General features: G+C 44.7%; 13 protein-coding genes. All 13 read right to left on the bottom strand.

All coding sequences use genetic code 11. The features are described 5' to 3' along the window. Window positions 1-249: 249 nt before the first annotated feature. The 13 genes from KP77_RS17390 to dnaN all read right to left on the bottom strand — a co-directional run bounded on the left by KP77_RS17390 (window position 250) and on the right by dnaN (window position 11,850). Complete coding sequence (locus KP77_RS17390; RefSeq protein WP_041124007.1) at window positions 250-1,020, bottom strand: ABC transporter permease subunit; 771 nt, start codon at window positions 1,018-1,020, stop codon at window positions 250-252. Next, window positions 1,017-1,913, bottom strand: coding sequence for an ABC transporter ATP-binding protein (locus tag KP77_RS17385; protein ID WP_041124006.1), 897 nt, complete (start codon window positions 1,911-1,913; stop codon window positions 1,017-1,019). The genes KP77_RS17390 and KP77_RS17385 overlap by 4 nt, the downstream gene beginning before the upstream one ends. Then, window positions 1,914-2,105: a PLDc N-terminal domain-containing protein gene (locus KP77_RS17380; protein WP_041124005.1), complete on the bottom strand. Its 192-nt coding sequence runs from the start codon at window positions 2,103-2,105 to the stop codon at window positions 1,914-1,916. After that, window positions 2,093-2,314 carry a hypothetical protein gene (locus KP77_RS17375; protein ID WP_041124004.1) on the bottom strand — a complete coding sequence of 74 codons (222 nt, stop codon included), beginning with the start codon at window positions 2,312-2,314 and terminating at the stop codon, window positions 2,093-2,095. Before KP77_RS17375 ends, KP77_RS17380 begins: the two co-directional genes overlap by 13 nt. Continuing rightward, window positions 2,307-2,591 carry a DUF5345 family protein gene (locus KP77_RS17370; protein ID WP_041124003.1) on the bottom strand — a complete coding sequence of 95 codons (285 nt, stop codon included), beginning with the start codon at window positions 2,589-2,591 and terminating at the stop codon, window positions 2,307-2,309. Before KP77_RS17370 ends, KP77_RS17375 begins: the two co-directional genes overlap by 8 nt. Next, a complete protein-coding gene (locus KP77_RS17365) occupies window positions 2,542-3,063 on the bottom strand; it encodes a sigma-70 family RNA polymerase sigma factor (RefSeq protein ID WP_052474396.1) in 522 nt (173 codons plus the stop codon). Before KP77_RS17365 ends, KP77_RS17370 begins: the two co-directional genes overlap by 50 nt. Before the next feature lie 188 nt (window positions 3,064-3,251). Beyond that, window positions 3,252-4,331: an HD-GYP domain-containing protein gene (locus KP77_RS17360; protein ID WP_084218770.1), complete on the bottom strand. Its 1,080-nt coding sequence runs from the start codon at window positions 4,329-4,331 to the stop codon at window positions 3,252-3,254. A gap of 89 nt (window positions 4,332-4,420) precedes the next feature. Further along, complete coding sequence (gyrA, locus tag KP77_RS17355) at window positions 4,421-6,919, bottom strand: DNA gyrase subunit A (protein ID WP_041124001.1); 2,499 nt, start codon at window positions 6,917-6,919, stop codon at window positions 4,421-4,423. A 90-nt stretch (window positions 6,920-7,009) separates the two neighbouring features. After that, complete coding sequence (gyrB, locus tag KP77_RS17350; RefSeq protein WP_041124000.1) at window positions 7,010-8,947, bottom strand: DNA topoisomerase (ATP-hydrolyzing) subunit B; 1,938 nt, start codon at window positions 8,945-8,947, stop codon at window positions 7,010-7,012. 19 nt (window positions 8,948-8,966) lie between these two features. Next, a complete protein-coding gene (gene remB, locus KP77_RS17345) occupies window positions 8,967-9,224 on the bottom strand; it encodes an extracellular matrix regulator RemB (RefSeq protein WP_041123999.1) in 258 nt (85 codons plus the stop codon). A gap of 7 nt (window positions 9,225-9,231) precedes the next feature. Then, a complete protein-coding gene (gene recF, locus KP77_RS17340; RefSeq protein ID WP_041123998.1) occupies window positions 9,232-10,356 on the bottom strand; it encodes a DNA replication/repair protein RecF in 1,125 nt (374 codons plus the stop codon). 6 nt (window positions 10,357-10,362) lie between these two features. Continuing rightward, window positions 10,363-10,584: a S4 domain-containing protein YaaA gene (gene yaaA, locus KP77_RS17335; protein ID WP_041124034.1), complete on the bottom strand. Its 222-nt coding sequence runs from the start codon at window positions 10,582-10,584 to the stop codon at window positions 10,363-10,365. A gap of 129 nt (window positions 10,585-10,713) precedes the next feature. Beyond that, window positions 10,714-11,850, bottom strand: coding sequence for a DNA polymerase III subunit beta (gene dnaN, locus KP77_RS17330; protein ID WP_041123997.1), 1,137 nt, complete (start codon window positions 11,848-11,850; stop codon window positions 10,714-10,716). Between the last annotated feature and the right edge of the window lie 118 nt (window positions 11,851-11,968).

The raw sequence follows: 11,968 nt of genomic DNA, 5'->3' as shown, positions 1-11,968 counted from the left end.
AATCTATCATAACATCTTTCAGCGTTTTAAGTCAATCACTTTTTCAAAAAAGTTTTTCGCTGTTTTTTGTTGTGTGTTTTGATTGTGTGCTGCGTTGTTGAAGCAACGAGGAATAATATATCATGGAACTTTGCATTAACGCAAGACTTTTGAAAAAGACTATTAATTTAGATTATTTATCACAATTTCAGTGTCACTCAATACCATATAAAAAGCCTGACAGCTTTACCAGCTGCCAGACGTAAAAGCTTATCCCTGTACCCATTCTCTCCGCTTCAAATATGCGATCGATCCACTGATCAACAGCGTACACAACACGATTGTACTGATCAGTGACTTCCATAAACCATCAAGCGTTTCTTCCTGAATGGCAAGACTTGAAAGCTCAAGCAGATACCCGGGCGTCCACATCATTGGCTCTTTAAAGATGGAAGAAGCCAGTGCAAGGATAATTAAAATAACGAGGGAGGCTCCTGCTGCTGCGGCACTCTTTTTTAAAAATGTACTTAAAAAGAGCACCAGCGTTACAGTGAATAAGAGCCACATGAAATAAAAGAATGACGAAAGTAAAATCTGTTGAAAGTTAATCGGGTCAAATAATAAAAAGATATAATACAGCGCAGCAGCAGCGCCTGCCGCATAAGAAGCAAATACAAGCAGGATACCTGCTATCCATTTAGCTAAAAAATAACCAGCATGTGATACCGGCTTGGCAAGCACCATTACGGCTGTACCGCTCGAACGCTCTCCGGCCAGTGCGCCCATCAGTGCAAGGACAACTACAAAGACACCGATCTGCGAAAACTGCCCGAGCGTTTCAGCAAAAACCTGATCAGCACCAGGCAATGGAATATCAAAAACTGTACCTTCAGGCAGTCCGCCAAACTCTTCGATAATATCCGGTAGATAATAGCTCGTCAGTGGCTGCATGATGCCAAGTGCGATGAAAACCAGCGGCATCCACACCCACTTATAACTTCTTGCCATCTCCAGCATTTCTTTTTTAAATAATACACTCATTTTTTCATCACCTCATGGAACACATCTTCCAAAGAAGCTGTGCCGACTTCAAGAGACCTGAGAGGCAGATGGTAATCGAGCGCCTCCTTGAGCAGAAGTGTCCTAAGTTCTTTGATTTCCCTGCCTTTTATCCGCGCTGTTGTTTCAGTTTCTTCTATTGTCAGGTCCGGGTAACGTTCTTTTAGTGACTGCACCCAATGATTGATCGCTTCATCACTACGAATCACCATCTCCGGACGCTCAAATTGCCGGTACACCTGACCAATTGAATCAAATAGCACCTTTCTTCCCTGATTCATCATCAGCACGTCATCACACAACACCTGCGCATCGTGTAATACATGAGTGGAGTAAAGGATTGTCATTTCACTCTTTAATTCATTTAACAGCGTCATTACTTCTTTTCTTCCGGTCGGATCAAGTGCTGAGACAGGCTCATCCAGCAGGAGAAGCTTCGGACTGTGGATCAGCGCCTGGGCGATACCGAGGCGCTGCTTCATTCCGCCTGAAAACCCGCCTATCTTTTTATTGGCATGCTCAGCAAGGCCGACTCTCTCCAGCAGTTCAGCAGTTTTTTTCTGTGATTCACTTTTTGACTTTTTACCGAGTCTGCCTGAAAACACGAGATATTCTTTTGCAGTCATCCAATTGAAAAATGAAGGGTACTGCGGCAGGAAACCGATATGCTGTCTTGGGTCTGCTGAGGATTCTTCAAATGTAATGCTCCCTGATGTCGGCTTGGACAGACCGCTGATCATATGAAGCGCGGTGGTTTTCCCCGCACCGTTTGGGCCAACGAGTGCGGTTGTACGACCCGCTGTCAGTGTGAAAGACAGCTGATCCACCGCAGTAAATGAACCGAATGTTTTTGTCAGATTGTTCACTGTGATCATTTAAGTGTCCCTTCTGCCGAAAACAAAATACAGGATCGGACCAATCAGACTAATGATGATAATGATGAGCACCCAAACCCATTTCGGTCCGTTAACAGATGGTCTTTTAGCCAAGTCAATCAGTCCAATAACCGCTATAATAATATTGATTAAAGCAAGCGGCGCCACGATGGCAAAATTTATTTCTTCCATTTTTCTTCTCTCCTTCTTTGCAGATCGTTTTTCAATACACGTGACCATAAAAGATAAAACAGCAGTGGCATTGGTGTCTGAATCATCCCCCAGAGTCCCCAGAACCATTTTGCGTGTCCTCTCTTTCTTGCATCAGTAAATAAAAATGTACTTTGAGCTATTAATATGACAACGATCAGGATAAAAAGCAGCGGATTGATTTCATTCATGCTGCTTCACCCGTTTTTTTCGGATTGTGAGGACCGCTCCGGCAACAATTAAAAACAGAAGCTGGCCTGCCACATACAAAATCGGTTCGTTGATCAGGACCATGACTGTGAGCGTGACAATAAAAAGGGCTGCAATGAAAAATAAGATCAGTTCTTTCCTCTGACGCTGCCTGATTTCTTGTATCATCAGCGTAAAAGATTCACGGGGCGGCGTGCGATCAAGCCGGTCAAACTCTTCCAGACCTCTGATCAGTTTTTCTTCTGTTTTGTCCTTCATCTTCTCCCAGCTCCTTTCTTAAATTTGCCATGGCATGGTGCAGCCTTGATTTTACTGTGCCTGTTGAGACCTGGCAGATTGCTGCAATTTCTTCATAAGAGTATCCATAATAATATTTCAAAACGACAGGCACTCTGTGATGATCACCAAGCTTACCTAATGCCTCAGCCACTTCAAGTCCGATTCCTTCTCCAAGGTGCCACTCAAGCTGCTGTCTGTTCAGGTATTGCTGTTCGCGCTTTTTCCTGCGTTTTTTATCAAGCCAGAGATTCGTCGCAATCTGGATCATCCAGGTTGAAAAAGAAGCTTTCTCCGGACGGTACTGTGAGAAGCGTTCAATACACCGGACAACCGTGTCATGTGCGAGATCTTCCGCTTCTGCAGGATGCAGCGTCAGCTTGATCAGATAGGCGTATAAAAATGAATAGTTGTCATGCAGCCAGTGGCTGAGCTGTTCGTCATCCCTGCTCATACCGTCCCTCCTTTTTCTTTATTTAAAGCTTATACGTTTAAACTGCTCGATTTGTTCAATTGAAAATAAATCTTTTTAAAAAAGTTATGTTAAAGGTCAATTTCGTTTTATCACAGCTGGTGATTGGAGCGGAATCGGGCAGCCACCCTTAACAAAACCAAAAATAAAAAATAAAAAGGCTATTTCAATTAAGAAATAACCTGTTCGATGTATAGCTTTCTTTCTTTAGTCAGATCAATCATGTCTTCACCTGATTTTACTACAGGTCTCAGTAGGTGCTGAGGCTGCGTGAAGATGACTTCAGCAGTGCGGCCATCTGATAATATCACAGGTGTGCCTGTTGCAAGACCGCCTATGATTTCCTGCAGGGCTCTCAGCAGGGCGATATCGAATTTACCCATTTCATCCTCCCAGATGACTTCAAGCGACCTGAAAGGAGATTTTTTTGCACGATACAGCCGCTCTGACGTCATTGCATGGAATACATCAGCTAAGGCAAGCACCTGGGAAGACTTTGAAATTTCATCCCCTCTGCTGCCTTTAGGATAACCGCTCCCATCAAGACGTTCATGGTGCTGCAGGATGGCTGCTTTCATTTCATTTCTGAGCAGCGGGCTGTCCATCACGTACTGGTAGCTGTATAGAGGATGTTTGCGGATCTCCCTTGCTTCATCCTGAGTGAGGGCACCGGACTTTTTCAGAATAGACATCGGCATTTTAGCCATTCCGGTATCAGTTAACATACCGGCAACAGCAAGCTGTGTGCAGCTCCCCTGATCGTACCCTGCTTTTTCAGCAAGCAGATAGCTGATCAGTGCAGTGGAAACTGAGTGATGGGCAATATAATGCTTTGCTTCTGACCATCTGTGAAGCTGATAAATGATGCTTTTATCTTTAGCAACTTGTCTTAAAAGCGGCATCAGCCTGCTTTTTAACGCGACAATATCAATCTTACCGCCAGACTGCCAGCTATTAAAAACACCATTATAGTAAATGATTAATTCCATGTACTGCTTTTTAAATGGTGTCGATTCAGGTTCTTTCCTTACTTCTACCTCTTCTTCCCTGACAGGCTCAGCTTCTACACTACTGCCGTCAGAAAGCGTGGAGAAAACCTCTACATACTGAATATGAAAAGCTTTAAGCGCTTCAATATGAATGGCTTCTAGCTCAGTTCCTTTTTTCACAATCGGGTGAGTCGTCAAACCCATGATATCTTCTGCGATTCTGCAGCCTTCTGTGACTTCATCTATATGTACTTTCATCATCTGCACCTCCAGACATCTAGTTCTTTTTTATCATTTTATCACATAAAAAAAAGAAAGCAGGTGTTTTTTTCCTGCTTTCTTTTGAAAATTTATTCTTCTGTATCAGCCGGTGCAGATTCATGCTGCTCTTCCATCTCATCGACTGCTTCATCAATTTCATCTTCTTTTTCAATACGTGTTACTGTTGCAACGTGTTCTTCATCGCCAAGACGGATCAGCTTCACACCCTGTGTGCTTCGCCCTGTCTGGGAAATACCGGATACATCCATTCTGATCAGTACGCCATGAGCTGTAATCAGCATGATATCCTCTTCCCCGGTTACAGCTTTGACAGCAACAAGACGACCGTTTTTCTCAGTAATGTTGCACGTTTTAATCCCTTTACCGCCTCTTGATTGAACGCGGTACTCTTCTTCAGGTGTGCGCTTGCCGTACCCTTTTTCAGTCACGACAAGGATGTCGTTTCCTTCACCGAGTATTTCCATGCCGACGACGATATCATCATCATTCAGCCTGATTCCGCGCACGCCTCCTGCTGTACGTCCCATTGAACGGACATCTGATTCAGGGAAACGGATCATCAGTCCATTTTTCGTTCCGATAATGATTTCACGTTCACCATCTGTATATTTCACAGAGATCAGTTCATCATCATCACGCAGGTTGATAGCAATCAGTCCGTTGTTACGGATATTTGCAAAGTCAGTTGCAGGTGTACGTTTTGAAATACCGCGTTTTGTTGTAAAGAAGAAGTAAGATTTCTCATCAAATTCTTCTACGCGGATCATCGCATTCACTACTTCATCTTTATCCACTTCAAGCAGATTCACAAGCGGCAGACCTTTTGCTGTCCGGCTGAATTCAGGAATTTCATATCCTTTCGCACGGTACACTTTCCCTTTATTCGTAAAGAACAGGATCGTATCGTGCGTAGATGTCGTCAGTAGGTGTTCAACGAAATCATCTTCATTTGTACCCATTCCCTGAATACCGCGGCCGCCGCGCTTTTGCGAACGGTAGGTTGATGCAGGGAGACGCTTGATATAACCATTATGTGTCAGTGTCACAATCAGGTTTTCCTGAGGGATCAGATCCTCATCCTCAATCATTTCCGCTCCGCCCACTGTAATTTCAGTACGGCGTTTATCGTTGAAGCGCTCTTTTAATTCAAGCAGCTCTTCGCGGATAATTTCTAACACACGTGATTCATTTGCAAGGATCTCCTTCAGGTCTTTGATCAGTTCAACAAGTCCCTGATATTCTTCCTCAATTTTGTCACGCTCAAGTCCTGTCAGACGCTGAAGACGCATATCAAGAATCGCCTGGGCCTGCTTTTCAGACAGACTGAACTGAGTCATCAGTCCTTCACGGGCAATATCTGTGGTTTCAGAACCACGGATTAGCGCAATGATTTCATCAATATGATCCAGTGCGATACGCAGACCTTCTAAAATATGTGCACGTGCTTCCGCTTTACGCAGTTCAAATTCCGTTCTGCGGCGGATCACAACCTTCTGATGCTCCAGATAGTGATGCAGCGCTTCTTTCAGGTTCAATACTTTTGGATGACCATCCACCAGTGCAAGCATATTAATCCCGAAGCTTGTCTGAAGGGCTGTCTGCTTGTAAAGGTTATTCAAAAGCACATTCGCATTGGCGTCACGGCGGACTTCAATGACAATACGCATTCCGTTACGGTCAGATTCATCACGCAGATCAGTAATACCGTCAATCTTTTTATCACGAACGAGCTCAGCAATTTTTTCAATCAGCTTTGCTTTGTTAACCTGATAAGGCAGTTCATGAACAAGAATTGTTTCACGGCCATTGGCTTTTTGCTCAATCTCCACTTTTGCACGCTGAACAACTGAACCGCGTCCTGTTTCATACGCACGGCGGATACCGCTCCGGCCCAGAATCAGTGCACCAGTCGGGAAGTCAGGCCCCGGAATATACTCCATTAATTCGCCAATTGTAATTTCAGGATGTTCACTGAATGCAAGCAGTCCATCAATTACTTCTCCAAGCTGATGCGGTGGAATATTTGTTGCCATTCCGACTGCGATTCCGCTTGAACCATTGACAAGAAGGTTTGGAAAACGGGACGGCAAAACAACCGGTTCGCGTTCAGAACCATCATAGTTATCACGGTAATCAATTGTATCTTTGTTAATATCACGAAGAATTTCCATTGAAATCTTCGACATTCTTGCTTCTGTATAACGCATCGCAGCTGCTGCGTCACCATCTACTGAACCAAAGTTCCCGTGGCCGTCAACGAGCATGTAGCGATAGCTGAAATCCTGCGCCATACGTACCATTGTGTCGTATACAGCAGAGTCACCGTGCGGGTGATACTTACCGATTACTTCACCGACGATACGGGCAGATTTTTTAAATGCTTTATCAGACGTCATACCAAGGTCATTCATCGCATACAGTATACGACGGTGAACCGGTTTTAGCCCGTCTCTTACATCAGGAAGGGCACGTGATACGATAACGCTCATTGCATAATCCATAAAAGAGGTACGCATTTCCTGACTTATATTGATTTCATGAACATTCGAACTCGGCGTTTCAGCCATAACAGAAAAACCTCCTATTCCAGCAATTACTCAGTCTTAAACATATAAGAAGGGATAGGACAGCCTATCCCTCCGCATTTATAAATACGTTTACACGTCCAGATTTTTTACGTATGCAGCGTTTTCTTCGATAAACATTCTGCGTGGCTCTACTTTATCACCCATCAGAATTTCGAATGTTTCATCTGCTTCAATCGCATCTTCAAGACTTACCTGAAGCATCGTACGTGATTCAGGATCCATCGTTGTTTCCCACAGTTGCTCAGGGTTCATTTCTCCAAGACCCTTATAACGCTGAAGACCAGGCTTTGGCGCAGCCGGCATTTCTGAGAGAATGCGATTCATTTCACGATCAGTGTATGCATAACGGACTGTTTTACCCTGCGTGATTTTGTAAAGCGGCGGCTGGGCAATGTAGATATAGCCTGCCTCAATAATCGGACGCATATAGCGGTATAGGAATGTCAGCAGGAGCGTACGGATGTGCGCACCATCGACATCGGCATCTGTCATGATGACAACTTTATGATAACGGGCTTTGGAAATATCAAAGTCCTCGCCGATTCCTGTTCCAAGTGCCGTAATGATGGCACGGATTTCATTATTAGATAAAATTTTATCCAGACGCGCTTTTTCAACGTTAATGATCTTTCCGCGAAGCGGCAAAATCGCCTGGAAGTGACGGTCACGGCCCTGCTTGGCTGAACCACCGGCAGAGTCACCCTCAACTACGTAGATCTCACTGATATGTGGATCTCTTGAAGAACAGTCAGCCAGTTTACCCGGAAGACTCGATACTTCAAGGGCACTCTTTCTGCGCGTCAGCTCACGTGCTTTTTTCGCTGCAAGACGGGCACGCGCTGCCATCGACCCTTTATCAACGATCTGACGGGCCACCTGAGGGTTTTCCATCATGAACTTTGTAAAGTGTTCTGAGAATAGCTGATCGGTAATCGTTCTTGCCTCTGAGTTACCAAGCTTCGTCTTTGTCTGACCTTCAAACTGAGGATCAGGGTGCTTGATTGAGACAATCGCTGTCAGACCTTCACGCACGTCTTCACCTGACAGGTTGCCATCAGCATCCTTCAGCAGGTTATTACGCGTTGCATAGTTATTGATCACACGCGTGAGTGCTGTTCTGAAGCCGGATTCATGCGTTCCGCCTTCATATGTGTTGATGTTATTGGCAAAAGAATAAATATTGCTCGCAAAACCCTGGTTATACTGCATGGAGATTTCGATTGAGATACCGTCTTTTTCCCCTTCAATAAACACAGGCTCCGGATGGATCACTTCTTTTGAACGGTTTAAGTGCTCTACATAAGACTTAATTCCGCCTTCATAGTGAAAACGCTTGACGATATTGTTGCCTTCTTCGTCCTGTTCGCGCTGATCTTCTATTTCAAGTGCAAGTCCGCGGTTTAAGAAAGCAAGCTCTCTCACACGGTTTGCAAGCGTATCAAAATCATATTCAGTCGTTTCAGTAAAAATTTCAGGATCCGCTTTAAAGCGTGTAATGGTTCCTGTGTGATCTGTCTCGCCGATCACTTTCAGGTCAAACTGTGGAACACCCTGTCTGTATACCTGATTGTAGACTTTCCCGTCACGGTGCACATATACCTGCAGTTCTTCAGATAGCGCGTTAACGACTGAAGCCCCTACACCGTGGAGTCCGCCTGACACTTTATATCCGCCGCCGCCGAATTTACCGCCGGCATGCAGGACTGTCATGATGACCTCAACAGCCGGACGACCCATCTTCTCGTGCGTCCCGACTGGAATGCCGCGTCCGTTATCTTCTACTTCGATCCAGTTATCTTCTGTAATTCTGATTGAAATTGTGTCACAGTGGCCTGCCAGTGCCTCATCAATACTGTTATCAACGATTTCCCACACAAGGTGGTGGAGTCCTCTTGCGGCAGTCGATCCGATATACATACCCGGACGTTTTCTAACTGCTTCAAGACCTTCAAGCACCTGTATCTGATTTTCATCATAGGCTTGGATGTTTGTATCTTCAGTTGCCACGCGATCTCACCTGCACTTTCTATTGCTTGCGGCCAAAGGGCCTGCTCATTTTTTCCGCTCTTTTTTTAAGGGTAGCTGAGGACAATGGTGATAAATAAACTTTGAAATCAGTGATGACAATTGACTTACAGGCTGACTGACAGAGATCAACGATACCGTTATCGTTGTCTTTCATGAACTGCTCCATAATGAGCGAGTCCTCAGCTGCCTGCATATCCATAATCGCCACGATATCATTCATTCTGACCATTGCGTCTTCCCCAATATGCACATACATGCCCGGGTCAGCTCCCTCCAGTTTTTTTCATCACACCGTCCTCGACAATAAAGGTTGTCGCTTCATTCAGTGTCTGATGATCAATCCCTTCCACGCTGGTGGTGGTGACAAATGTCTGGACTTTCCCCTGGATTGTATTCAGTAAATGGGACTGGCGGAAATCATCCAGCTCCGACAGCACATCATCCAGAAGTAAAATCGGATATTCACCAATCTCTGCGTGGATCAATTCAATCTCAGCTAACTTGATCGACAGCGCTGTTGTGCGCTGCTGACCCTGGGAGCCGAATGTCTGGACATCATGACCGTTCACTAAAAACTGCAGATCATCACGGTGAGGTCCTGCAAGGGTCACGCCGCGCTCAATTTCACGCTGGCGGACAGAAGACAGTTTTTCCCGGAAGACTTCTTCGACTTCCTGCTGACTGGCATCTGCTGTTACCTGTACAGATGGCTTGTACACAACCTCAAGCGTTTCAAGCCCCCGTGAAATCCCTTTGTGAATCGGCTCAGCCCATTCCTGCAAAAGCTTCAAATATTGAAAACGGCGCACGACAATCTTAGCAGCCATCTCAACAAACTGGTCAGTCAATACTTCAAGCATTGTCTGGTCTGTCTGCTTTCTTGCCTGCAGCTGTTTCAAATAGTGATTGCGCTGAAGCAGAATCTTCTGGTAAAGGCTGCTGTCGTGTAAATACACTGCAGAAACCTGGCCAATCTCCATATCAATAAAACGACGCCTTACTTGAGGGCTCCCCTTTACAAGGTGGAGATCTTCGGGCGCAAACATGACTACATTCATATGGCCGACATAGCGGCTGAGTTTTGATTGTTCAAGGTGATTGACTTTCGCTTTCTTCCCCTTTTTTGAAATCACAAGTTCCAGAGGAAGCGCGCCGTGCTGCTTCATCACTCTACCTTCTATTTTAGCATACTCTTCATGCCATTGTATCAAATCTTTATCATTTGACGTTCTGTGCGATTTTGCCATCGCCAGGACATAAATGGACTCCATCACGTTTGTCTTGCCCTGTGCGTTTTCTCCAAGGATGACGTTGACATTGTTATCAAACGTTAATGTAAGCTTGTCATAATTTCGATAGTGAGTAAGCTCAAGCTGCTCAATGTGCATTCGCTGTTACCCTTCCGATTTTACTTTGTACGTGCCTACTTCCGGGATGAATACTGTATCCCCGTCACGCAGCTTGCGTCCTCTGCGCTGATCCTGCTCATCGTTAATAAAAACATCATGCTCCCCAAGGAACCATTTTGCCATGCCGCCGCTCTGGATCACATTTGCTAATTTCAGAAATTGTCCAAGCGTAATATATTCAGTCTGAATGGTAATTTGTTCAGTCATTTTTATCACTTCTTTCTGCATTCACTTATCCTTTTATTTTACCCCAAATGAGACCCGAAAACAAAGGAAACATCAGTGTTCTAAAAGTACGAAAACCGGATTCCCGCCTTAGGAATCCGGTTTAGCTTATTAATACGTTCTCACAGGTGTGATCAGCTGCAGGATAGAGTCGTCACCGGTTGGGCGGAGGACGAATGGTCTCATCGCTCCTGTGAACTGGATATTCGTCTCAGCACCTTCAAGAACCTTCAGTGCATCCATCATATATTTCGCGCTGAACGAAATCGTCAGCTCTTCACCAGTTGTTGCGTCACTCTGCACTTCTTCCACAACCTTACCAATCTCAGGTGTGTTGGAAGAAATCTGTACGCCGCCCTGTTCACTGATGTGAAGCTTCACGACATTGTTTCTCTCTTCTCTCGCTAAAAGTGAGGCACGGTCAATCGCCTGAAGGAAGTCCTTCCCGCCGATTGTCATTTCCGTTTTGCTTTCAGACGGAACAAGACGTGACGTATCAGGATAATTTCCTTCAAGCAGACGCGAGAAGAATAATACATGCTTCGCACGGAAAAGCACCTGGTTTTCAGTCATAACAATTTCCGTTTCATCTGCTGTATCATCAAGAATTTTGTTCAGCTCATTTAAGCTTTTACCAGGGATTACTGCTTTATAAGGTTCCCCGTTGCCGCCGTTGATCGGTGCTTTACGCATTGCCAGGCGGTGACTGTCTGTTGCAACACAGTTCAGCATGCCATCTTCCACTGTCCAGTTTACACCTGTCAAGATAGGGCGTGTTTCTGAGGCGGACACTGCAAAAACAGTCTGTCTGATCATTGTTTTTAAAAGGTTTGTAGGAATTTTTAATACGCTGTCTTCTTCAATTTCAGGAAGACGTGGATATTCATTCACATCCTGGCCATTCAGATTAAACTCGGATTTACCTGAGCGGATCACTGTCTGGAGATGAGAATGTACTTCAATTTCAACTGTATCAAGCGGCAGTTTCTTAACGATGCTTTCAAAAAACTTTGCCTGGAGGACGATGCCGCCAGTCTGTTCAACGTTAACAATTTCTTTTCCGTCCTCTTCTTTCGGAATAAAAGATTCAATTGAGATATCTGAGTCACTGCCTGTCAGTGTAATCCCTTCATCGTGTGCAGTGATCTTAATACCGCTTAAAATCGGAATCGCCGTTCTTGATGACACTGCTTTAATAACATCATTTACGCCATCAACCAGCTTATCGCGCTGTATCTGAAATTTCATGTGAGATAGCCTCCAACTCTTCGCATACTGCTGCGAGTTATATAATAATTATTTTTTAAATAAATAGTAATAGTACTAGTAGGTGCTGTGGATATGTGGATAAGCCTGTTAATGAATT

It is taken from the genome of Jeotgalibacillus alimentarius (assembly GCF_000829445.1).
GTDB lineage: Bacteria > Bacillota > Bacilli > Bacillales > Jeotgalibacillaceae > Jeotgalibacillus > Jeotgalibacillus alimentarius.
Note: the sequence above shows the minus strand (reverse complement) of the source record. Positions and strands in the feature narration are given on the sequence as shown.

Excerpts from the sequence above, each read along its gene's own strand:
- KP77_RS17390 (WP_041124007.1), bottom strand. The coding sequence starts at position 1,020 with ATGAGTGTATTATTTAAAAAAGAAATGCTGGAGATGGCAAGAAGTTAT.
- KP77_RS17385 (WP_041124006.1), bottom strand. The coding sequence starts at position 1,913 with ATGATCACAGTGAACAATCTGACAAAAACATTCGGTTCATTTACTGCG.
- KP77_RS17380 (WP_041124005.1), bottom strand. The coding sequence starts at position 2,105 with ATGGAAGAAATAAATTTTGCCATCGTGGCGCCGCTTGCTTTAATCAAT.
- KP77_RS17375 (WP_041124004.1), bottom strand. The coding sequence starts at position 2,314 with ATGAATGAAATCAATCCGCTGCTTTTTATCCTGATCGTTGTCATATTA.
- KP77_RS17370 (WP_041124003.1), bottom strand. The coding sequence starts at position 2,591 with ATGAAGGACAAAACAGAAGAAAAACTGATCAGAGGTCTGGAAGAGTTT.
- KP77_RS17365 (WP_052474396.1), bottom strand. The coding sequence starts at position 3,063 with ATGAGCAGGGATGACGAACAGCTCAGCCACTGGCTGCATGACAACTAT.
- KP77_RS17360 (WP_084218770.1), bottom strand. The coding sequence starts at position 4,331 with ATGATGAAAGTACATATAGATGAAGTCACAGAAGGCTGCAGAATCGCA.
- gyrA (WP_041124001.1), bottom strand. The coding sequence starts at position 6,919 with ATGGCTGAAACGCCGAGTTCGAATGTTCATGAAATCAATATAAGTCAG.
- remB (WP_041123999.1), bottom strand. The coding sequence starts at position 9,224 with ATGTATGTGCATATTGGGGAAGACGCAATGGTCAGAATGAATGATATC.
- recF (WP_041123998.1), bottom strand. The coding sequence starts at position 10,356 with ATGCACATTGAGCAGCTTGAGCTTACTCACTATCGAAATTATGACAAG.
- yaaA (WP_041124034.1), bottom strand. The coding sequence starts at position 10,584 with ATGACTGAACAAATTACCATTCAGACTGAATATATTACGCTTGGACAA.
- dnaN (WP_041123997.1), bottom strand. The coding sequence starts at position 11,850 with ATGAAATTTCAGATACAGCGCGATAAGCTGGTTGATGGCGTAAATGAT.